The organism is Flavobacterium sp. Leaf359, assembly GCF_001423985.1.
GTDB classification, from domain to species: domain Bacteria; phylum Bacteroidota; class Bacteroidia; order Flavobacteriales; family Flavobacteriaceae; genus Flavobacterium; species Flavobacterium lindanitolerans.
This window is the reverse complement of sequence record NZ_LMPW01000010.1, coordinates 454480-477362: the sequence shown is the minus strand read 5'-3', so window position 1 is coordinate 477362 and position 22883 is coordinate 454480. Positions and strand designations below refer to the sequence as shown.

The 22883-nt window shown below is 37.2% G+C and carries 22 protein-coding genes and 1 tRNA gene; 6 read left to right on the top strand and 17 right to left on the bottom strand.

Annotated elements, in window-relative coordinates; all coding sequences use genetic code 11:
- Nucleotides 1–3: 3 nt before the first annotated feature.
- From ASG38_RS06385 to rlmN, 6 genes are all read right to left on the bottom strand, one after another.
- The gene (locus ASG38_RS06385) at nucleotides 4–1053 is read right to left on the bottom strand and encodes a hypothetical protein (protein ID WP_056068290.1); all 1050 of its coding nucleotides are present in this window, start codon (nucleotides 1051–1053) and stop codon (nucleotides 4–6) included.
- 30 nt (nucleotides 1054–1083) lie between these two features.
- Nucleotides 1084–1794, bottom strand: coding sequence for a hypothetical protein (locus ASG38_RS06380; protein ID WP_056068288.1), 711 nt, complete (start codon nucleotides 1792–1794; stop codon nucleotides 1084–1086).
- Nucleotides 1781–2341 carry an RNA polymerase sigma factor gene (locus tag ASG38_RS06375; RefSeq protein ID WP_056068286.1) on the bottom strand — a complete coding sequence of 187 codons (561 nt, stop codon included), beginning with the start codon at nucleotides 2339–2341 and terminating at the stop codon, nucleotides 1781–1783. The genes ASG38_RS06380 and ASG38_RS06375 overlap by 14 nt, the downstream gene beginning before the upstream one ends.
- A 151-nt stretch (nucleotides 2342–2492) precedes the next feature.
- Nucleotides 2493–3677, bottom strand: a complete 1185-nt coding sequence (locus ASG38_RS06370; protein WP_056068284.1) for an aspartyl protease family protein — start codon at nucleotides 3675–3677, stop codon at nucleotides 2493–2495.
- 85 nt (nucleotides 3678–3762) lie between these two features.
- Nucleotides 3763–4743, bottom strand: coding sequence for a polyprenyl synthetase family protein (locus tag ASG38_RS06365; RefSeq protein ID WP_056068282.1), 981 nt, complete (start codon nucleotides 4741–4743; stop codon nucleotides 3763–3765).
- Between the two features lie 445 nt (nucleotides 4744–5188).
- On the bottom strand, nucleotides 5189–6232 hold the full coding sequence (rlmN, locus tag ASG38_RS06360; protein ID WP_056068279.1) for a 23S rRNA (adenine(2503)-C(2))-methyltransferase RlmN: 1044 nt from the start codon (nucleotides 6230–6232) through the stop codon (nucleotides 5189–5191).
- Nucleotides 6233–6309: 77 nt separating this feature from the next.
- On the opposite strand from rlmN, the gene ASG38_RS06355 reads away from it, so the two are divergent.
- Nucleotides 6310–6951: an O-methyltransferase gene (locus tag ASG38_RS06355; protein WP_056068277.1), complete on the top strand. Its 642-nt coding sequence runs from the start codon at nucleotides 6310–6312 to the stop codon at nucleotides 6949–6951.
- A 1-nt stretch (nucleotide 6952) separates the two neighbouring features.
- On the opposite strand, the gene ASG38_RS06350 is transcribed toward ASG38_RS06355, so the two are convergent.
- The 9 genes from ASG38_RS06350 to ASG38_RS06310 form a co-directional block, all read right to left on the bottom strand.
- The gene (locus ASG38_RS06350) at nucleotides 6953–7558 is read right to left on the bottom strand and encodes a phosphatase PAP2 family protein (RefSeq protein ID WP_308842162.1); all 606 of its coding nucleotides are present in this window, start codon (nucleotides 7556–7558) and stop codon (nucleotides 6953–6955) included.
- The gene (locus tag ASG38_RS06345; protein ID WP_056068273.1) at nucleotides 7558–7929 is read right to left on the bottom strand and encodes a twin-arginine translocase TatA/TatE family subunit; all 372 of its coding nucleotides are present in this window, start codon (nucleotides 7927–7929) and stop codon (nucleotides 7558–7560) included. The genes ASG38_RS06350 and ASG38_RS06345 overlap by 1 nt, the downstream gene beginning before the upstream one ends.
- A gap of 92 nt (nucleotides 7930–8021) precedes the next feature.
- Nucleotides 8022–10280, bottom strand: coding sequence for a M1 family metallopeptidase (locus tag ASG38_RS06340; protein WP_056068271.1), 2259 nt, complete (start codon nucleotides 10278–10280; stop codon nucleotides 8022–8024).
- Between the two features lie 64 nt (nucleotides 10281–10344).
- On the bottom strand, nucleotides 10345–10845 hold the full coding sequence (locus ASG38_RS06335; protein ID WP_056068269.1) for a DUF6702 family protein: 501 nt from the start codon (nucleotides 10843–10845) through the stop codon (nucleotides 10345–10347).
- A 12-nt stretch (nucleotides 10846–10857) separates the two neighbouring features.
- Nucleotides 10858–11544, bottom strand: a complete 687-nt coding sequence (locus ASG38_RS06330; protein WP_056068267.1) for a carboxypeptidase-like regulatory domain-containing protein — start codon at nucleotides 11542–11544, stop codon at nucleotides 10858–10860.
- On the bottom strand, nucleotides 11534–12244 hold the full coding sequence (locus ASG38_RS06325; protein ID WP_056068264.1) for a carboxypeptidase-like regulatory domain-containing protein: 711 nt from the start codon (nucleotides 12242–12244) through the stop codon (nucleotides 11534–11536). Before ASG38_RS06325 ends, ASG38_RS06330 begins: the two co-directional genes overlap by 11 nt.
- Entirely contained in the window at nucleotides 12234–12995 is a 762-nt protein-coding gene (locus ASG38_RS06320; protein ID WP_056068262.1) for a hypothetical protein, read from the bottom strand. Before ASG38_RS06320 ends, ASG38_RS06325 begins: the two co-directional genes overlap by 11 nt.
- Nucleotides 12982–13716 carry a hypothetical protein gene (locus ASG38_RS06315; RefSeq protein WP_056068261.1) on the bottom strand — a complete coding sequence of 245 codons (735 nt, stop codon included), beginning with the start codon at nucleotides 13714–13716 and terminating at the stop codon, nucleotides 12982–12984. Before ASG38_RS06315 ends, ASG38_RS06320 begins: the two co-directional genes overlap by 14 nt.
- On the bottom strand, nucleotides 13706–14461 hold the full coding sequence (locus ASG38_RS06310; RefSeq protein WP_056068259.1) for a hypothetical protein: 756 nt from the start codon (nucleotides 14459–14461) through the stop codon (nucleotides 13706–13708). The genes ASG38_RS06315 and ASG38_RS06310 overlap by 11 nt, the downstream gene beginning before the upstream one ends.
- Nucleotides 14462–14616: 155 nt before the next feature.
- Here ASG38_RS06310 and pepE point away from each other — a divergent pair, with 155 nt between their 5' ends.
- Nucleotides 14617–15324, top strand: coding sequence for a dipeptidase PepE (gene pepE, locus ASG38_RS06305; protein WP_056068257.1), 708 nt, complete (start codon nucleotides 14617–14619; stop codon nucleotides 15322–15324).
- 181 nt (nucleotides 15325–15505) lie between these two features.
- Here pepE and ASG38_RS06300 read toward each other — a convergent pair.
- A tRNA-Gly gene (locus ASG38_RS06300) sits at nucleotides 15506–15578 on the bottom strand.
- Nucleotides 15579–15749: 171 nt separating this feature from the next.
- Between ASG38_RS06300 and ASG38_RS06295 the strand changes: the two genes are divergently transcribed.
- Together ASG38_RS06295 and ASG38_RS06290 are read left to right on the top strand one after the other, a co-directional pair.
- Nucleotides 15750–16196 (top strand): GNAT family N-acetyltransferase, encoded by a 447-nt coding sequence (locus tag ASG38_RS06295; protein ID WP_056068255.1) that lies wholly within the window; start codon nucleotides 15750–15752, stop codon nucleotides 16194–16196.
- Nucleotides 16197–16269: 73 nt separating this feature from the next.
- A complete protein-coding gene (locus tag ASG38_RS06290; protein ID WP_056068253.1) occupies nucleotides 16270–17856 on the top strand; it encodes a murein L,D-transpeptidase in 1587 nt (528 codons plus the stop codon).
- On the opposite strand, the gene ASG38_RS06285 is transcribed toward ASG38_RS06290, so the two are convergent.
- The gene (locus tag ASG38_RS06285) at nucleotides 17845–18555 is read right to left on the bottom strand and encodes a murein L,D-transpeptidase catalytic domain family protein (protein ID WP_056068251.1); all 711 of its coding nucleotides are present in this window, start codon (nucleotides 18553–18555) and stop codon (nucleotides 17845–17847) included. The two genes, ASG38_RS06290 and ASG38_RS06285, sit on opposite strands and share 12 nt — an antisense overlap.
- A gap of 217 nt (nucleotides 18556–18772) precedes the next feature.
- Here ASG38_RS06285 and ASG38_RS06280 point away from each other — a divergent pair, with 217 nt between their 5' ends.
- Entirely contained in the window at nucleotides 18773–21178 is a 2406-nt protein-coding gene (locus ASG38_RS06280; RefSeq protein ID WP_056068249.1) for a DUF5916 domain-containing protein, read from the top strand.
- On the top strand, nucleotides 21179–22696 hold the full coding sequence (gene gpmI / locus ASG38_RS06275; RefSeq protein WP_056068247.1) for a 2,3-bisphosphoglycerate-independent phosphoglycerate mutase: 1518 nt from the start codon (nucleotides 21179–21181) through the stop codon (nucleotides 22694–22696).
- Nucleotides 22697–22883: the final 187 nt, after the last annotated feature.

Below are 22883 nucleotides of genomic sequence, written 5' to 3'. Positions count from 1 at the left end.
TTTCTAATTAAAATCAAATCTGATTCCTAAGGAGACATTATTCTGGTCAATTTCATTGTCGCGGAAAATCGTATTCAGGTCATATTTAACATACAAGCTCGTCTGTCCATAACCAACATAAGCGCTGAGTCCGTATATGAAATCATTAACATTAAAATCGCCTTTGGTTCTTTCTTTTACATTATGGTCGTCTATTTCATATCGCAAAATCTGTTTTGATTTCACATTTACTCCCGCATAACCACCAACACCCAATCGGAAACTTTCGTGTGAGCGGAAATATGTCCTCTTTTCTGTAACACGTTTTTTCGTAAAATCCAATTCCAGATGCAACGGAACTACCAGATAAACGTTTCTGAAACGGGAGTCTTTCAGATGAATCGGATTTCTTTCAAGGTTGGTCTGGTCGCCATTAACAACAAAGCTCCGATTGTCTGTAGGCCTAAGATTGTTGTACATCAAAGACAGTCCGTATTTTGCATGCAGGAGGTTATGGTTTTTAGCCAATCTCGTATTGAACGCAATTCCCCATTCATAAAAATGCGACCCCCACATTCTGTAATCTGAACCTTCTAATGAACCCAGGTCGCCTTTTGTGAGTGCATTGTTAAGTCCTATTGCAAAAACAAATTGTGAAGTTGTTCTTAACTCGCCTCTGTTGTTTCTTATAGAATCTCTTTTTGGCGAATCTTTTTCCCAATAAATGCTGAACGCTGTTCTTCTTCCTTCAGACGGCAATTTTCCGTCAACCTTTTCCCTAACCAGGTCAGTAAGTTTTGCCTCTTCGGCACCAACCCTGGTTTCTATATTTTTAGCCCGTACATCCGCTAATTCCATTTTGCGTTTGTCTGCTTCTTCAAGGTCAATTTCTCCTTTTTCGAGTAATTTATTTACCGCTTCTACTTCCTCTTTGAGCGCGTCTTTTTCTTCTTTGGTAATGGTTTCGATACGCAAGGCTATCGCTTTAGCTCTTTGCTCAAAAGTTTCCTGTGCTATTGCTTTAGATACTAAAAAACATAGCATTATCATTGCATAAAAAATAATTTTTTGCATGTCATTGGGTTTTAAAAAATTAAATCTGGTTTATTCGTTGTTTCTGTTCGCAAGGGATGTTTTGACAGATTCATAATTTCTGCCAATTGATTTGATTACTCTGTTTCTAAAACTTTCGTTCAATTCTCCTTCAACATCAGAAAGAAGGCCCTTAGAGTCTACTTTCACACTCGATTTTGCAACATATTTCTTCACTGATTGTGATTGGATTTTGTTTTCGGCTTCGGCCAAAAGCTTCTCTGATTCGATATACTTGTTTGCCTTAACCGTTTCTTTTTGCTCAACAGTAGCTATCGCTTCCGTTTTTTCAGGCATAACCTGCGAAGTTTTATCTTCCTGCGAAACAGCAGAAGATTTTATTTTTTGAACCTTCTTTTGTTCCGGCAATCTTGAAGCGATGGCTCCTGCAGCTGCTGTTGTGATTTGATTTGATGATTTTGTTTTGTATTCGTCTGCAGTTATTGCCTCTCCCTGTTTTTCTGTTGTTTTTTCCTGAACAACAACTCCTTTTTCTTTAGCGGTCTGGATTTCTACTTCTGGCTGTTTGAAGAAGATTGTCCCGACCAGCAAAAACCCTAAAAAACTGGCTGCAATATAGAGCCATGTGCGTTTTTTCGGCTTACTTTTCTTTTCTGCTACCGAAAGCATAGCATCCAGCCTGTCCCAAGACATTTCAGAAGGCTGAATAGTTCTTTCATTGAGCTTCTTCTTGAAATCCTGTTCTAATTTATTCAGTTCCATTTTGAAAATTCTTTAGTTTGTTAATTTGTTCCTGCAGCATTTTTCGTGCATGTGACAATTGCGATTTAGATGTTCCTTCATTAATTCCAAGCATTTTCGCAATTTCCTGATGCTTGAATCCTTCAATAGCATAAAGGTTAAAAACCATTCTGTAACCATCCGGAAGACTGTCTATCAAAAACTGAATATCTTCCACGTTAAACTGACTGTCTGTATTGTTATAGGTTTCCTCGAAATAGGTTTCGTCTTCTATGTACTTTACTTTTTTCTGAACTCTTATAAAGGAAATACATTCGTTAATCATTATCCTTCTAATCCAGCCTTCAAAACTTCCTTTGTGTTCAAAATTTTTCAGATTGGCAAAAACTTTCATAAAAGCCGTAATCATTACATCTTCTGCCTGATGAAGGTCTTTTATGTATTGCCTGCATACGCTTAACATTTTTGGAGCATGTCCGGCATATATCTTCTGCTGAGCATGCCTGTTGTTCGCTACAGCCTGGGCGATTATGTCTTTTTCTTCTTGATGTAAAGCGATAACTTTCATTTATATTTTTCGGGTCTTTTTGATAATCGAACCTTCCAATTAGTGTTCTATTGGTATAGACGAGTCTTGTTTGAAAATGGTTGCATGGATAGCAAAAAAAATTAAAAATCAGATATAATAAGCTGTAATTACTTATAATAGAAGAGCTAAATTAAAATATTTTTTGCTTCTCAAGTCTTATCTGCTGTGTTTTGCCATCCTTATCTAGGCTTATGACAATTTCATTTTTTCCTTCCAAAAGAATATTGTAAGTTTTTTTACATATACAAAAATCCTGACAATCTATTTTTTTACCATTTATTCCTTCAACAACATCATCTATCCGTAAGCCTGCTTTCTCAGCCGTGGAGCCTTTTAGTAAGGTTGCTATTTTTGTTTTTCCATTATCGTATTTGAGCGTAAACCCATAAGTTATCCATCCTTCATCTGCTGTTTCAACAGGAAGAAAATACATTTCATCATCTTTAAAGTTTAGGGTGACGATATAGTCTTTTATAATTGGGTTGCCAATCAGGGATTCATTATTTGATAAAGTATAAAGAATAGGCTTGTTGGAATAATAAAGATTTTTAATTTCAAGCTTGCCTGAATTCATTACATAAATTGATTCTTTGATAGTGCCATTCCCTCCTTCTGTTCCACCTCCTATAATCTCACAGATATTTTCTTTATCATGCTTTTTTGCTGCTTTTTCAGTCATGCTAAACAAAGTAGAACTTCCCAGGTCAAACATCATTTTCTCTTTCTTGCCGTTTATCCGTACCTCTATATAAGGCATGAGTCTGCTATTAAAAGTAACCGGAACTTTTATCGCTTTTTGCAGATTTGCTATTTTGCCAATCTGGTCAGTAACAATTATTTTTTTTCTCGTATAGTCAATCTGCCAGATATAATTTTTGATAATACTTGCCCCAATCAATCCGCCATCAATTGTGCATTTAATTGTGGGTGATTCATCAAAATTCATCTGCAAAGCGGCAAGGTCATGAAAAGCGAGGGGACCAATATGCAGGCTGTCCAGTTTTACAATATTGATTTCTTTTTTAATTTTATTGCTGCTTCCTACTGTCTGCCTGGTCAGTATCGGGAAATTGTTTTTTTCCTGTATGGCATCTGTAATATTGTTATAGCCTCCGGTGTCAAAAATATAATCGTAGGTATGATTTCCTATCCGAACCTGGATGACAATTTCATCATTGCGGTAGCTAAAAGGAATTTCAAAATAAAAGTTTTTGTTCTCTGATGGGGCAGTATTAATCCAATTCAGTACTTCTTTAGGCTTTTGGGCACAAACCTGTAGTGTGATAAGAAAGAAAGAGAAGTAGAGGAAACGCATGACTGACAGATTTTAGGTTCTACTGTCAAAGACGATATTACGGCTAAAAAGGTTGCATAGCAATAAAACAATCAGCAGCAACAGATTATTTTTTTCTTTCTATCACATAATTTACCATCAGGGTAAGTGCATCCTTGTAGGGAGAGTTGGGAAAATCCTGAATTAGTTGCAACGCTTCTTTCTGGAATTCGGTCATTTTTTGTTCTGCATAGGCCAGACCGTTATTTTCTTTTACAAAAGAGATGACTTCTTTTACCCGTTTTTTGTCCTTATTGTGATTTTTAATGGAGTTGATAATCCAGCTTTTTTCTTTTGGCGTACAATGATTCAGCACATAAATCAATGGCAGCGTCATCTTTTGTTCTTTAATATCGATTCCGGTTGGTTTTCCAATAGCATCATCGGTATAGTCAAACAAATCGTCTTTAATCTGGAATGCCATTCCAATGAGTTCACCAAATTTGCGCATTCTTTCAATAACCTCATCATTTTCCGGAGCTACAGAACAAGCTCCGAGTGAACAGCAGGCTGCAATTAAGGTTGCTGTTTTCTGCCGTATGATTTCGTAATAGATGTCTTCTGTAATGTCCAGCCTTCTGGCTTTTTCGATTTGAAGCAATTCTCCTTCGCTCATTTCTCTTACGGCTACAGAAATTATTTTCAGCAAATCAAAATCACCATTGTCAATAGAAAGCAACAGTCCTTTTGAAAGCAGGTAATCGCCAACCAAAACGGCAATTTTGTTTTTCCACAAAGCATTGATTGAGAAAAACCCGCGACGCCTGTTACTGTCATCAACAACATCATCATGCACTAAAGTTGCAGTATGGATTAATTCGATTACCGAAGCCCCCCGATAGGTTCTTTCGTTGACTGTACCACCTGAAACCATTTTGGCTGTCAGGAAAACAAACATGGGTCGCATTTGTTTTCCCTTACGGTTTACAATATAGTAGGTAATTCTGTTGAGCAAGGCAACTTTTGACGACATCGCTTCATGAAACTTTTTCTCAAAAAGTTCCATTTCGGCAAGAATCGGCTGTTTTATTTGCTCCGTGATTTTCATTGAGGACAAATATACTATTTAAGTGGTAAAGTACAAGAGGTGTTGTGAAACAAACGCTACCAGGGTTTAGAGCCAGGCAGCTTTTGTTTACTATTGTTTTTGTTGGAAAAAATAGTTACATTTAAAAATTAAGCAAACTATTTACCAACCTTTAATTAATCTATCCGCCATGTTTAAGAAAATAAAAAACATCAGTAAAAAAGATATTAACGCAATAATATCATATAGCTTACTTTATACTGTGTTATTAATTCAATTTTTTGACACTGATGACTCATTATTATACCTCCAGTATATCATTCTGGGCGTATCAATAGTGTTTACTATTGTTACAGTATCACTCCGGAAATCCCCGAATAAGTAAAGAAACAAACCCTGCCAGAGTTTGGAACTCTGGCAGGGTTGATGGAACTCTGGCAGGGTTGAAGTATTCTTCGATTTTTAATTAAGCTTCTTTATTTGCCAACTGTCCGCAGGCGGCATCAATATCTTTTCCTCTGCTTCGGCGTACTTTCACGACAATATCGTTTCTTTCCAAAGCTTTTATGTATTCGTTTATCGATTCTTCCGAAGCTTGCTGAAATTCACCATCGTCAATCGGGTTGTATTCGATAAGATTGACTTTGCACGGAACATATTTACAGAATTTCACCAAAGCATCAACGGAAGCTTTATTGTCATTAATTCCTTTCCAAACGACATATTCATAGGTAACCCGGCTTTTGGTATGGCTGTACCAATATTCTAAGGCTTCACGCAAATCAGCCAACGGAAAGCTTTTGCTAAAAGGCATGATTTGCGAACGGATTTCATCAATTGCAGAATGCAGGGAAACTGCCAGTTTGAATTTCACTTCGTCGTCAGCCAGTTTTTTAATCATTTTAGGAACTCCTGAGGTTGAGACCGTAATTCTTTTTGGCGACATTCCAAGTCCTTCCGGCGAAACAATCTTGTCTATTGCTTTCATGACATTGTTATAGTTCATCAACGGTTCTCCCATTCCCATAAAAACGATATTCGATAAGGGACGATTGTGATACAGTCGGCTTTCATTATCGATGGCCACTACCTGGTCATAAATTTCATCAGGATTCAGATTTCGCATTCTTTTCAGCCTTGCAGTAGCACAAAAATTACAATCAAGGCTGCAGCCCACCTGAGAAGAAACGCAAGCTGTTGTTCTGGTTTCCGTAGGAATCAATACTGATTCTACCACCAATCCATCATGGAGACGGACAGCATTTTTTACAGTTCCATCTTCACTTTTTTGCATTTGGTCGACCCTGATATGGTTGATGACAAAATTTTCTTCCAGCATCTGACGCGTTGCTTTGGCGACATTCGTCATGTCATCAAAATTATGCGCTCCTTTGTTCCAAAGCCATTCATAGACCTGATTTCCGCGAAAAGCTTTGTCTCCGTTTGAAACAAAAAATTCCCTCAATTGGTCTTTTGATAATGCTCTGATGTCTTTCTTCTCAATTTGCATGGCGCAAAGTTATATATTCAAAGTGAGATGTACCTAATGAGTGTTAATATTTTATAATTTTGTAAAAACTTTTTACCATGCATTTTATTTCTCCAGAGCTAGAACTTTATGTCGAAAAACATTCTGAAAACGAACCTGCACTCTTAGCAGCCCTTCACCGAGAAACTTTCCAAAAAATTATGCAGCCGAGAATGCTTAGCGGCCATTTTCAGGGAAGAGTCCTAAGCATGATTTCCAAATTGGTCAATCCGGAAAACATTCTTGAAATAGGAACCTACACGGGTTATGCCACTCTATGCCTTGCAGAAGGGATGAAGGAAAATGGTTCTATTGACACTATTGATATTAACGAAGAATTGCTCAGTATCCAAAAAAAATACTTCGACTTGTCGCCATGGAAAAACCAAATAACACAGCATTTGGGAAATGCATTAGAAATCATACCTACACTCGAAAAGAAATTTGACCTGGTTTTTATTGATGCCGACAAGGATAATTATCTGAACTATTTTGACATGATAGTACCTATAATGAATAAGGGAGGTATTATTCTTTCTGATAATGTGTTATGGAGTGGCAAGGTATTGGAAACACCAAATCCGAAAGACATAAGTACCAACGTACTTTTAGAATATAATAAAAAACTGAAAGACGACCCCAGAATTGAAACCGTATTGCTTCCTATCCGTGACGGATTAACCGTAAGCCGGGTTTTATAATCTAATTTCGTATAGGTTCATCATTAGTCGGATTGTCGACGTATTCTTTTTGTGGAAAGTATTTATCCCTTAAGTAGGCATATAATCGCAGCATTATCATTGCCATTAAAATTCCCCATACATATCCGCAAAGAATATCTCCCGGATAATGCAGTCCGAGATAAATCCTGCTATAGGCAAAAATCAGCGGCCACAAGAAGATAAAGCCCATATATTTAAGGTAAGGCTTCAATACTTTATAAAGAAAAAAGGCAGCAGCCATTGAGTTGGATGCATGGCCGGAAATAAAGCTAAAGGATTTTCTTGTCTGTACGGCACGAATCAGGCCTGCAAGGTCAGGGTCGCTTCCCGGCCGTAATCTTTGGAAGCCGTTTTTGAAAAGATTTGTTGTTTGGTCTGTCAATGTAATCAGTAAAGCCATAACTACAATTATCATCAGGGCATGCCTCCAGCCCAGATTTTTGAAAACCAAATAGAGTATGATAGCAAAAATTGGAATCCAGTTTATCTGTTTTGTAATAAATAACCAGAAACCGTCGAACGTTTCAGAGCCGAGACTATTGAGATAAATAAACAGGTTTCTATCAAGTTCTAACAATGTCTCCATTATCTATCCTGTCTTTTTATAGGTCCTTCCATCGTTTCGATATCTTCTTTTACTTTCGTAATTTCTGAATTGATATCTTGTGTTATTTTGTCCAAACCAAAACTGTTATCATTGGAGTTTTCAATAATTTTATTGAAATTTTCTTTTACCTTACTGATTTCTTCAGAAAAACCGCCTGTTAATGATTGGGTATCCAAACCATTTTCTGAAGCTGTTTTGTGAATTTCAGTTTTAATATCGTCTGTTGCATTTTTAAGCTGCTGCATTCCTTTTCCCAAAGTTCTTGCTACTTCCGGAATTTTATCTGCCCCAAAAAGCATTATGGCTATAAATATGATGAATACTAATTCCGATCCTCCGATACCAAACATAATATTGTATTTTATTCTCGCAAAGATACAGCAAAAAATAACCGCGGTCTTAGCTTTATTGCTTTACTGTTCTTTTTTAATATGATTTTAACTTAATCCTCCAGTTCGTCAAATTTAGATTTAGCCTTCTCTCTTGGCCATGAATTGTTCTCTAAATCAATATCTGCGGTCTGTAATTTTGGGTCCAGCTTAATCTTGGCTACTTTTTTATCTGTTGCAAAAACACGGGACACTACCTGATTGCCTTTTCTCCATATTTGTACCGGAAAATTAAAATTTTCCGTGGTACCGTCTTCATAAACCAGCTGTACCAAAATTGGCATTAGCATACCTCCTGGCTTGTCAAAAGCAACTTCGTAAAAATATTTTGGGGATTTAAGTTTGCTTCTTTCTTCCTGTGTATATTTTTCCTGAATAAAGTCAGACAACACTTTTATATCATTAACATCCAAAGGTTTTATATTCTTTTTATTAAAACCTTCAGAATCTGACGAAACCATATAAACGAACGGCCCTTCCTCTTTATTAAAACGGCCCTTTCTTATATTGACATCTTTAGTTTCTTTTGGTGCTTCTGCCGTAACATAATATTCTTTCACATTTTGGATTCCTATATCAACATAATCTGTAGAATAAAACCACCCTCTCCAGAACCAGTCCAAATCAACCGCCGAAGCATCTTCCATGGTTCTGAAAAAGTCTTCCGGCGTAGGGTGTTTAAATTTCCAACGATTGGCATAGGTCTTGAATGCATAGTCAAACAATTCTTTCCCCATAATGGTTTCACGCAATATGTTCAATCCTGTGGCAGGCTTGGCATAGGCATTGGCCCCAAATTGGTGTATTGTTTCTGAATTTGACATAATTGGCTCTAAAAAATTCTGCGGTCCGCTCATATACGGAACAATCTTAGCCGCGGGTCCTCTTTGTGAAGGATAGCTCGGGCTTAATTCCTGTTCTGCCAAATATTGCAGGAAAGTATTCAATCCTTCGTCCATCCAGGTCCATTGGCGTTCATCAGAATTGACAATCATCGGGAAAAAGTTATGCCCTACTTCATGAATAATCACGCTTTGCATGCCGTATTTTATCCTTTCGCTTACAAATCCGTTTTCATCAGGACGTCCGTAATTCCAGCAAATCATAGGATATTCCATACCCTGGTCTTCGGCAGAAATCGAAATTGCTTTAGGATAAGGATAGTCAAACGTGTGTGAGGAATAACTTTTTAAGGTATGGGCAACCGTTTTTGTTGAATATTCGCCCCAAAGCGGGTTGGCTTCCGGCGGATATAATGATATGGCCATTACTGACTTTTCCGAAAGCTTTACAGCCATGGCGTCATAGATAAATTTTCTTGAAGTTGAAATTCCAAAATCACGCACGTATTTTGCACTGAATTTCCAGGTTTTTTTCTTGTCTGAGAAACCTTTTGAAGCTGCTTCTGCCTCTTCCTGAGTAACTACCACAACCGGCTTGTCATAGGTTTTTTCTGCCAACTGATATCGCTTAAACTGTTCTGCAGTGAAAACTTCTTTCCTGTTCAGCAAGTCACCCGTCGCTTCCAGAATATGGTCTGCAGGAACGGTGATATTTACTTCAAAATTCCCAAACGGAAGGGCAAATTCTCCCGAACCCCAAAACTGCATGTTCTGCCAACCTTCTACATCATTATAGACGGCCATTCTTGGATAGAATTGGGCAAGTACATACAGGTTATTACCATCTTTATCAAAATGCTCATAACCGGAACGTCCTCCTTCTACCCTATAATTATTGATATTGAACCACCATTTTATAGAAAATGAGATTTTTTCTTTTGATTTCAAAGGTTTCGGCAAATCAATACGCATCATGGTATGGTTGATGGTATATTTCATCGGATTGCCCTTTGCATCTTTTACATATTCAATCACAAAACCTCTTTCCGGTTTTTCTTCCAGAAATTTTTTCGAAAACCCGGCCGGAGTCATTGCCTTATCCATTTTTTGATTATCTACCAAAGGTGATTCCGAGTCTTTCGCTTTTTGATTTTGGTCGAGCTGCACCCATAAATATTCCAAATTATCCGGCGAGTTGTTATGATAGGTAATGGTTTCCGTTCCATAAAGCCTTGCATTGCGGTCATCTAATTCGATGTTCATCTTATAATCTGCCTGTTGCTGATAATAGGCCGGACCTGGCGCTCCCGATGCTGTTCGAAACATATTAGGCGTAGCCATCAAATCATACATCTGGCTGAATTTGTTGGTATCGTATTTCCCAGGCTCGCGCTTCTTTTCCGTATTTTTTGTTTCTTGCGCAAAGAACACGGCAGGAAGCATCGCGAATAGAAAAATTATTTTTTTCATGGAGGAGTTGGGTTATTTTAAGATTGAAATTTAATCAATTTGATGTAATACCGGAAAAAAAATGCTAATAATTTAACTGACCCCGTATTTTGTCTGAAGTAAGAAGCAGGCTTTGCTTTTTCCCTAAAACGTGCGTATGGAAAATATGCTGCTGGTCATAAAGCTCCATTAAAATAGTGTCTTTTATTTCGATAGAACTGATTTTCTCGACATTCTTGATTGTGAAATAGCAAATCAGGACATTATCTTCTACTTCTTTGCCTAAAAAACGGATTTCTTTTTCCTGTTCGTTTACTTTAACGGCAAATTTTTCCTGAAAATATTTCTGAAGCAGTTCTTTACTTTCTTTTATCTCCTTACTTGTTCCCAGATATATTTTTTTGCCAAACCTTTTCTCCAGGGCCAAATCCATATCATCAATAAAAAGTCGGGATGTTATTTCTATGGCTTTCTTTTCCGGCACATAATCCAATTGGTTTACGGAAACATAAAATTTGTGAAGCGAAGCCGAAGTCAGCCCGGTAAACAACAGTAAAAGAAAAACTATTTTGATTGCCTTTTTCATTTTACAAAAGTACTATTCTTTTACAATTTCTTCATTTTGAAGTTCATTGTATTTTCTGGCCAGCTCGATTATTGCCAATTTGATTTTATCTTTTACCCTCAAATTGACAATTTTCATAAAATCCGGCTGTTCGGAGCAATAATATTTGAATGCCATGACATAATCAGGGTCAATCTTTAGTACTCTAATGAAATATTCATCACTATACAGGATTCCAATTCTTTCAATCAGCATTAGTTTTTTCTCACCTTCGAGCCTTGCTTTTCTTTCTGCCCTACTTCCTACTCTGGCTATCATCCTTCGTTCAGCAACCGTATAAACTTTTGGTTTAAATTTTATGATTCCTAAATCATAGGCCGTTATGTTGACATATTTTGTAATTTCGACTTCATCGAGCTGATTTATTTTAGGCTCCATTTCTATAATAATGATATCTTTTTGAAAATCATCCGCTTCAATGATTTTTCTTTTATAATGCATATTGACAGCTGAAAAAACGAGCAGGTCGTCAACCTTTGCCAGAATCGAAAAATCTCCATTGGAATCTGTGACGGCTGATTTTTCATTCACCAAATTCACCAGATTTATGCCTTCAACGTTATTGCCGTTTGCAACAACTCTTCCTTTTATTATTTTTTCTTGCGAAAGGGCGACATAAGAAACCAAAAAAGTAAGGAGTAAGATTTTATTACTTTTCATCAGACTGCAACTTATTGTATTCTACTGCAAGTTCATTGATCCAAAAAGTTGCCAGTGTTTTGTTTTTTCCCCTAACGGCACTTGCGAATTTAAAATCTTCGATACAGAAGTATTTGAATGCCATGATGTAATCAGGATTGATTTTAAGGGTTTGCGTATAAAATTCATCATCGAAAAGATCATTTACTTTTTCCAGAAGTATTTGTTTTTTCTCTACCGAAATATTCTGCTTAAGTCTTTTGGTCCTGCCCGACATTAAATTAATTAGCGGGTCGAGCAGTCCTGTGGTAGCCGTCCTCAATTTTCTTTCTGCCGGGGTGTAAACTTTTGCAGGCTTTGATAAAATGCCTAAAGAAACAGCATTAATGTTGTTGTATTTTGTGATTTCTACTTCATCCAGCTGATTGGCTTTGGGTATCATCTCAATGATAACTACTTCCGATTTCAGGTCGTCAGCATCAATAATTTTTCGCTTGTATTCGAAATTCAAAGCAGACAGAACCATCAAATCGTCTTCTTTTGCCAGAATGCGAAATTCTCCGGCTGCGTTTGTAACGGCTGATTTTTCATTAACCAGATTGACTACGTTAATTCCTTCAACATTGTTGCCACTGCCCGTAACCTTTCCGTGGATTATTTTTTCCTGTGAAAAAGTAAAGTGCACTACAAATAAAAAGGCAAAAAGGAAACTAGTTTTCATTTGAAATCAATTTAAGATATTCCTTTGAAAGCCTTGCCAGTTCAAACTCTGACTTTATCTTATTTTTGTCTTCTAATAACCTTACAAAATTTTCATCACCTATACTATATAATTTAAAACCCTGTATATAGTTTTCAGGTATTTTAAGATGTCCTAAAAAATAGTCATCCTGAAACATATCTTCTACCTTTTTCAACAAAAATTCCTGCTGTTCGATTTGCACTTCTTTCTTAAGACGTTTTGTTTTTCCGTTTATTGCATTCAGTACCGGATCCAAAGGAAATTGTCCAAACAGAAGGCCAACCAAATGGACCGGCTTAAAATCACCAGCCGTCCTGAGTCTGCGTTCTGCAGGAGTATATCTTTTTGCAGGAGTTTCCAAAATTCCCAATTCAAAAGCATCAAGATCCTTATACTTTGTAATCTCTACTTCGTCAAGGCTTGTTGTTTTTGGAATCACATTAACAGTAATCGCGCCAGCAAGGATGTCTTCTTTGCTAATGATTTTTCTTTTGTACTCGAAATTTATAGCTGAAAACACCAGTAAATCGTCTTCTTTTGCCGAAATAAAAAACTCACCCTTTTCATCTGTAACTGCTGATTTTTCATTAACCAGATTAACCACATTAATACCGCCTACATAGTTCCCATCTGCCATTACCTTTATTAGCAGAAGTTTCTCCTGTGATTGTGAAAACAACATTCCTGCTGATAGCAGAAAAAGCAAAAGCGTGTAATTATTTCTTTTCATCGGCAAGCAATCCCCTATATTTTTCTGCCAGCTTTATGATAGCTACTTCAAGAGCGGTTTTATTGTTTTGGTCTAATGCCTTGCTAAACTCTTCATCGCCTACAATGTAGTATTTAAAGCCATTGACATAGTCTTTCGGAATATCGAGGCTTTCTGTATAATAAGCCTCGTCAAAAAAATTATCCAGCTTTTCGAGCCTGGCTATTTCCCTCTCTACCTGAACTCCTTTTTTAAGCGTTTTTGTTCTACCTGATAAGAAATTAAGAATGGCATCGTTACTGATACCCAAACCTTGTATTAGTTCCACAGGCTTTGACGCCGTTCTCAGCTTTCTTTCTGCCGGTGTATATTTTTTCACTCCCTGCACTACCGAAAATTCATCACTTTTTTCAACCACAACTTCCTGAAGTTCTGTCACCTCAGGCTTCATCACAATTTGAACATTTCCTGAATTGAATTCGTCTTTTGTAATCGTTTTTCTTTTGTGTTCAAGATTGGCTCCCGACAAAATCAGCACGTCACCTGTTCTGGCATAAATGTAGAATTCTCCTTTTGCATTCGTTCTGGTCTGTGTGGCATTCGAAAAATTAACTACTTCAATATCATCAACCGGAACTTGTCCTGCTGTTATTTTTCCATATATTTTTTTATTCTCCTTACTCTGTGAAAAGACAATTTGAGAAAGCAGTATTAGTAGTATTAAAAAGTAATTATTTTTCATTGGTTATGGTTTGAATATATGTTTTGGCAATCTCTCCTAATAAAAATGTCGCCATTGCTTTATTTTTACTGTTCAGATTTTTTACTAATCGTTCGTTTTCAACCGCATAATACAAAAATCCTTTGACATTTTCGGCAGGGATTTTAAGTTTTTTCGTATAGTATTCTTCTTCAAACAAATCCTCCAGCTGGCTTATCCATTTCTCTCTTTTTTCTACTTCGAGTTCTTTCTTGAGCATCGAAGTCCTTCCGGACATCAGGTTTAAAAGCGGGTCGAGAGTAAACGAATTATTTAGCCCTACTTTAGGATCTACCCCTGTAGCCGTCCTTAATTTTCTTTCGGCTGGTGTATAGACTTTGGCGGGCTTGGGTATAATTCCTAAATCGTAAGCATTGATATTTTTATACTGCACGACTGTTACTTCATCCAATTGATTTACCATAGTTTCCAGCTTCACAAAGAACAATTCTTTCTCAAAATCAGACTGGCTGACTTCCACAATTTTACCTTTGAAGTGGATAGACGAAAACATTAATGAATCTCCTTCTTTGGCCTGAATCGAAAAATAACCGCCTTCTTTGGTTACTGTTTCTTTTTCTGAAGACAGGTTCAGGACATAAATCCCATCAAGATTGGAAGCAGATGCCATAACTTTCCCTTTCAGGTTTTTTCGCTCGGAAACCTGTGAAAGCACCGAAGGAGAAACAGCTATAAAAAAAGAACATAAAAATATTTTTTTCAGCATAATGAATTGAGGGATAAGTTTGTCAGGTAAAAATATCTTATCACCTCCCAAATTATTGCTAACGACCTAATAAATTTGTGTTAATAATAAAGTTCGCATTCTACTGCTTTATAATTTCCAACCTTGCTAACTTTACGTCATAAAATCATATTAAAATGAAAAATCTGATTATAGCGAGTACCTCAACATTACACAACGGAGGTTATCTCGAATATCTTTTGCCGGAACTTTCTGTTCACTTCAAAAATGTGTCTGAACTTGTCTTTATACCTTATGCCAGACCAAGTGGTATATCACATGACGAATATACTGAAAAAGTACGTCAGGCTTTTTCTAAAATCAACATTAAAGTAAAAGGCCTGCATGAATTTGAAGACCCGAAAGAAGCCCTAAAACAGGCAGAAGGAATTTTCACTGGTGGCGGAAACACTTTTTTATTGGTAACGCAGCTTTATCGTCATGACCTGATGACCTTGCTGTCTGAAACATTAAAAAAAGGCACTCCATATTTAGGAACCAGCGCCGGAAGCAATATAACCGGACTGACAATGCAGACTACTAATGATATGCCTATTATTTATCCACCAAGTTTCCAGACTTTGGGCATGATTCCATTCAACCTCAATCCGCACTATCTCGACCCGGACAGCAACTCAACACATATGGGCGAAACGCGGGAAACAAGAATAAAAGAATTTCACCAATTCAATACTTTACCCGTTTTGGGACTTAGGGAAGGAAGTTGGCTGGAAGTAAGAAATGAAACCATAACCTTAAAAGGAAGTCTGAAAGCACGCCTTTTCAGACAAAACCAGCAACCTGAAGAATTAGAAAGCGGAAGTGATTTGAGTTTTCTGAACTAGCAACATTGAATGCCTCCTGAAGTTCATATGAACTTTGCGCCTCTGCGTCTTTGCGAGTAATTATTTTCACGCAAAGGCGCAGAGGCACAAAATACAAACCCCTAAATTTATTGGAAATCTATTTCTGAAAAGTTTTGGAAATAAAAAAACCTCAAGCTTTCACTTGAGGTTTTATTTTTAGAGCGGAAGACGAGGCTCGAACTCGCGACAACCAGCTTGGAAGGCTGGAGCTCTACCAACTGAGCTACTTCCGCATTTCTACGGTGCAAATATAAGCAATAAGTTTTTTCAGTTGCAAGTTTTTTTTCAAAAAAAATGCAATCTTTTTTTCGCAATCTTTGCACAAATAAGCTTTTCGACCGCTAAGAGTTTTATTATTAAATTGTTATATTTTACAATCCCATCCAAAAAATTTTAAAAGAAAAATGGAAAGCATAAAAGAAATATCCGCATTAGATACATTTTCTGTCCGACATCCCGTTTTACGACCCGGAAAACCGATAGAAACCTGCCATTTTGAAGGCGATAATTCAGAATCTACAAAACATTTTGGCTTATTCAGCAATGAAAAACTTGCAGGCATTGCTTCCCTGTTCATACATCCCACTCCTTTCTTAGAAGAAAAATTACAATTTCAACTAAGAGGCATGGCCATATTGCCGGAATTTCAGAAAAAAGGATTTGGCGAAGCTTTAGTAAAGCATGCAGAAAATGATGCCCAGGCACGTTGCGGAAAAATTATCTGGTTTAATGCACGGGAAATTGCGGTTGGATTCTATAAAAAACTCGGATATGAAATTATTGGAGAGCCTTTTGACATAGCCGATATTGGCAAACATTATGTAATGTACAAAAAGTTAGATACCGTATAAAAATTCATCGGGTACTTCGCAACTTGAAACTTTTTGAGTAACTTCACACAAGTCCTTGTACAATTCTTTGGTTATGTATCGATTTTTTCTCATAACGGCATTATTGCTTCTTCTGGTTTCCTGCAAGGAAAAAGAAATCGCTTATACCCCACCTTTAAATAAGGATACAGGAGATTTGACCAAACACGAACCCAGAAGTTATGATATTGATTCCGCTTATGTAGCAAGCTTTGAGAATGATTCGCTTACTTCATTTTACAGGATGAATGATTTCAAAACTGTATGGAATACGTCAAAAAACAGACAGCTCATCATTGAAGAACTTTTAAGAGTCGACAAGGAAGGTTTAGAACCTAAAGATTACAATTCCTACGAGTTGGAGCGTCAGGAAAAAAGCCTGTCTTCATTAACCGAAAAAGAAATCGTAAGCTATGACGTGCAGATGACACTTGCCATTCAAAAATATCTTCTGCACCAGACTCGCGGCAAACTAAACCCAAAAGAACTTTATGAAGATTGGGATTTGATTCCTAACCAGGCAAAAATCAATCAGCTATTAACAGATGCCAGCAATGGTGATTCACTACAGACTATTATTGAAAAAGCAAAACCAAATCATATTGTCTATAAAAAACTAAAAGAGGCGTTGGTGCTCATCGATAAATTCCCAACCGATACGCTTAAAAAAATAGAAGTTGCCGGAAAATTAAAAGTAAATGATACCAGCCAATCAATCATAAACATTAAAAAAAGACTGATGTATTGGAGAGACATGACACCACAAGATTCTCTTACCAATCTTTACGACCCCGAAACCGAGAAAGGAATCAAGAGATTCCAGTCCAGACATGGGCTTGCAGCAGATGGAGTCATTGGTCCGAGTACGGTCATGGCACTAAATATTCCTAAAAATGTGCGGAAAGAACAAATCATTGCCAATCTGGAACGCTGGCGATGGTTCCCTAAGAATATGGGCGAGCACTATATTATTATCAATATCCCTGACTACAGGCTCTATACGGTTTTTAAAAATGATACGACCAGAACACATAATGTCATTGTTGGCACTTCTAAAAGGAAAACACCCATATTGAGTTCTAAATTGAGTTATGCCGTATTCAATCCTACATGGACTGTACCTCCTACAATTTTAAAGGAAGATATAATTCCTGCCACAACAAAAAACCGAAGCTATCTCACGAAAAAAAACATTACTGTTTATGACAAAAACGGAAAAGAGGTAAGTCTTTCGAACTGGAACCCTGAAAAAGCGCTAAACTATCGCTATGTACAAAGTCCCGGCACTTATAATTCATTAGGAATGGTAAAAATAATGTTTCCGAATAATTTTACGGTTTACCTGCATGACACGAATCACAGGGAATATTTTGACAAAACTAACCGTTCACTTAGCTCCGGTTGCGTCAGGGTTCAAAATCCACTGGAGCTGACAGAGTACCTGTTAGACGACAAGAAAAACTGGAGTCTTGAAAAGATTACCGAAACCCTGAAAAGAGAAAAAACTCAAAATGCGAAAATTAAAAAAGAAATTGCCATTCACCAGCTATATTGGACAGCATGGAGTAATGGCAATAGTTTACAATTCAGGCCTGATATCTACACCTTAGACGGCAGTCTGTATCTTAAATTACGAGATTAATTTAGTTGCTGCTTTATAATTAGCAGAAGGATGGTAGATAAAAAGGCACGATTTATCTTTAATCACATTGATAACTTCTTTTGTAATTCCAACCGGTAATGCAGGGCATCCCTGGCTTCTTCCAAGTCTTCCGTGAGTTTTTATAAAAGATTCTGCCACATAGTCGGCACCATGAACGACAACCGCTCTGCTTCTGGCGTTATCATTTATACCTTTCTCTAATCCGTCAAGGCGTAACGAAAGACCATGTTTTCCCTGATAAACTTCTCCGGTGGCATAAAATCCAAGACTGCTTTTGTTAGAAGAAGATGCATTTGAAAACTCTTTTGCATATTCTTCGCCTGTATTTCTGCCATGGGCAACAAGTGAATTATAAAGTACCGTATTGGTTGACATGTCAATAATCCACAATCTCTTGGAATTGGAAGACAGACTAAAATCGATAATTGTTAATATGTTTTTTGAAACCAGACCTTTCTCTTTCAGTTGGTAAAAACCCTGAAGCGCTTTTGAAAAACTCTCCAATTTTGGTAAAGAAAGATTATTTGAATGCAGTGTGTGGTATAGCTTTTCAGCTTTCATCGAAAAACTTGCTTCGGCTGTGGCTGCAATTAATTTTTCTGGCTCTGTAGGTTTGCTCACATTTGTTGTAAATGAAGCAAAAAAGTACATGAAGACGGGTAAAAACTTGTAAATCATTGAAATTCTAATGGGTTAAAATTGACTTGGGGAGCGCCAAAAGTATTAAAAAAAATTTATTCTCAAAATTTATTACTCTTAAAATGAGGTATTTAACAAAATTAACCTTTTTTTAATTTTAGTGTAACAGAGATTATAACGCACAAAATTCAAAAATATTGCAAAGTAATTGTGTATGTATATTTTATGGCTATTTTTGCTATATAAACACGCACAAATGGGCAAACCGTTTTCACTGATTTTACTTTTTTTCGCAATCATTTCTACTTTCGACTCCTATGGTCAGAGAAAAAACCTGCAAGCAAAATCAATTTCCGAAAACATTTCCATTGACGGTAAACTTAATGAGGCCATTTGGAATACTGCTCCGGTCGCTACCGATTTTTTAATGCTCGAACCCGATAACGGAAGGCCAATAAGTCCAAACAAAAAAACGGATGTTCGCATATTATATAACAATGACGCCATTTATGTAGCCGCCATACTCTATGACGATGAACCCCAAAAAATACTAAAAGAGCTAACCCAAAGAGACAATTTTGGAACAGCAGACCATTTTGGAATTTTTATCAACGGATTTAATGACGGCCAACAGGATTTCCGCTTTTTTGTAAGTTCGTCGGGCGTGCAGATGGACTGTCTTGCGACTGAAGGCGGTGAAGATTATAGCTGGGATGCCATTTGGGACAGCGAAGTTTCCATTACAGAATATGGCTGGGTCGTTGAGATGAAAATTCCTTATGCGGCACTGCGTTTTTCTAATGATGAAAAACAGACATGGGGTCTTAACTTCTACAGGGAAATAAAAAGAGACCGCCAGAAATATACCTGGAATCTGATTGACATGAAAATTGGAGCCGCACTTCCTCAAACCGGCCAGCTGGAAGGTATTGAAAATATAAAACCGCCCACGAGACTCTTTTTTATACCCTATTCTTCTTTTTATGTAGAAAACAATAAGGAAGGAACAGATAATAAATTTAAGGCCGGAATGGACATCAAATATGGCATCAACGATTCTTTCACATTAGACGCGATTCTGGTTCCTGATTTTGGACAGACAAAATATGATAATGTCGTATTGAATTTAGGACCTTTTGAACAGCAGTTCAATGAAAACCGACCTTTTTTTACGGAAGGAACCGACCTCTTTAATAAAGGAAACTTATTATATTCCCGCAGAATTGGAGGCAGCCCCTCCACTTACCTGTATTCTTCAGATGAAAATGTTATTGCCAGTAATCCATCTACTGTCAATCTCATTAATGCCATAAAAATTTCCGGAAGAACCTCTTCAGGACTCGGAATTGGCGTACTGAATGCTGTTACTGAAAAAACATACGGTACTTTAAGAAACACACAAACCAATGAAACCAACAGAGTGGTCGTAGAACCACTTACCAACTATAATATTTTGGTTTTAGACCAGAGATTTAACCAGAATTCATCTGTAGCACTCGTAAACACTAACGTAACCCGCAATGGTGAATTTCGTGATGCAAATGTTTCTGCTTTGGTTTATGACCTGAACACTAAAAACAACAAATTCAATCTTACGGGAGATTTTAAATACAGCTATATCAATGAATATGGCGATAATGACAATCTGAATGGCATCAATACAGCCATACAAATTGGAAAAAAAGGAGGAAAATGGAGATATAATACCGGAGTAACATATGTTTCCAAAGAGTATGACGCCAACGACCTCGGCATCACTTTTATTAATAATTTCCATTCGGGTTATGTAAACCTGGGCTATAGGATTTTGAATCCAAATTCCGTTTTCAATACTTTTAAGATTAACACGAATTATTACGCCGAATTCCAAAATACTACGGGCCGCCTGCAAAAAGGTGAAATAAATATTGACTTTACTTCAACAAGCATAAAGAATGATTATTATGCCATTTCTGTTTATATCAGCCCGCTGGAAACTTATGATTTTTATGAGGCACGTGTTGACGAACGCTTTGTAAATCTTCCTAAAAATGTTTATTCTTCATTTTATTTCTCCTCCAATTACAACAGGAAATTTGCCCTTGATTTGAATCCTTACTTTACCGTGACAAGTGAAGAAAACCGTGTATCCTATGGTTTGAAAATAGCACCCAGATATCGATTTAGCGACAAACTGCTTATGAATTACATGATTGAGGCTTACAACCAGAATAGCGACAGAGGATGGGTGGCCTTTGATGGCGATGCTATTATTTTTGCCGAACGTGACCGCAGGACATTGACTAACGAATTGGGTTTAAAATATTCAATGAATCCAAAAATGACTTTAAATCTGGCGGCCCGCCATTATTGGTCATATGCAGAAAATAACCAATATTTAACACTTCAAAACGACGGTAGCTTAACATCAAATAGTACTTTTACCGTAAATAAAAATTCGAATTTCAGCACCTGGAATTTTGACCTTTCCTATTCATGGTGGTTTGCTCCAGGAAGCCAGATTTCGGTACTTTACAGAAACAATGCTACTGATAGCAGAACAGAGATTGACAGGAGACTCGGAAACAATTTTAAAAACCTTTTCAACAACAACCTGAACAACATCCTTTCAATCAGCGTCAGATATTTTATTGACTACAATTCGATTAAAAACAAGTTTTAGATGAACAAAAAAGTAATCCTAATGATATTGGATGGATGGGGCAAATCTCCTGATCCAAAAGTTTCTGCAATAGACAATGCAAATACACCTTTCATTGACAGCCTGTATACAAAATATGCCAACGCTCAACTAAGAACAGACGGCCTTAATGTTGGCCTTCCGGAAGGTCAGATGGGTAATTCTGAAGTAGGACACATGAATTTAGGTGCCGGCAGGATTATCTACCAGGATTTGGCAAAAATTAATCTGGCCGTACAGCATAAAACCCTGCAACAGGAAAAAGCACTGATTGATGCTTTTCATTATGCCAAACAGAACAATAAAAAAGTCCACCTTTTGGGATTAGTATCAGACGGGGGAGTGCATTCCCATATTGACCATGTAAAAGGCCTGATTGATGCAACCCAGGACTTCGGACTTGAAAACGTATATGTCCACGCTTTTACGGACGGCAGGGATGTTGACCCGAAATCAGGAATATTTTTTATTTCGGCACTGGAAAAGCATATGGAAAACACTTCCGCAAAACTGGCCTCTATCGTTGGGCGCTATTATGCAATGGACCGCGACAAACGCTGGGAAAGAGTAAAAAAAGCCTATGATTTGCTGGTAAACGGAGTAGGAATCCATTCTCAAAATGCGGTTAGCAGTCTGCATGACAGCTATGAAAAAAACATAACCGATGAATTTATCGAGCCTATTGTTATGGTTGACGAGAATAACAATCCTATCGCAACCCTACAAAATGATGATGTGGTCATTTTCTTTAATTTCAGAACCGACCGAGGCAGGCAACTAACAGAAGTGCTCACACAGTTTGATTGCCATGAACAGAACATGCACAAACTCAATCTGTACTATGTGACAATGACAAATTATGACGATAGTTTTGTTGGAATACATGTAATTTATGACAAAGAAAACATCACCGAAACGCTGGGTGAAATTTTAGAGAAAAACCATAAAAAACAAATCCGTATAGCCGAAACTGAAAAATACCCACACGTGACCTTTTTCTTCTCCGGCGGCAGGGAGTTACCTTTTGTAGGCGAAACCCGAATTTTGAAAAATTCTCCAAAAGTGGCAACCTATGACCTGAAACCCGAGATGAGCGCTTATGAATTGGCAGACGCGCTAGTTCCTGAACTCGAAAAAGAAGAAGTTGATTTTGTGTGCCTTAATTTCGCGAACGGAGACATGGTTGGCCATACCGGCGTTATGGAAGCCGCTATCAAAGCATGTGAAGCGGTAGACAAATGCGCTGAAAAGGTCATCACAACTGCTTTAGCGCACAATTATACAACAATTGTTATTGCAGACCACGGAAATTGCGAGACGATGATTAACCCGGATGGTTCTCCTAATACCGCCCATACTACAAATCCAGTTCCGATTATTCTGGTTGACAAAGATTTAAAACACATAAACAATGGTATTCTGGGCGACATTGCTCCTACCATTCTGGACTTAATGGGCATTCAAAAACCAGAGGTCATGACCCAGCATTCACTGCTATAAAACAAGCTTTTTATAAAATAAAAGGGAATTCTATTTTTTAAGTGGAATTCCCTGTTTTTATTACAATCTATTTGTTAATTAACAGATAGACAGAAGAATATTGTTATGATTTATAAAAAAATAAAAATAAACTGACTATTTTCGCGTTGAAAACAATTAAATTTCACACGTTGTTTCTTTTCAAAGC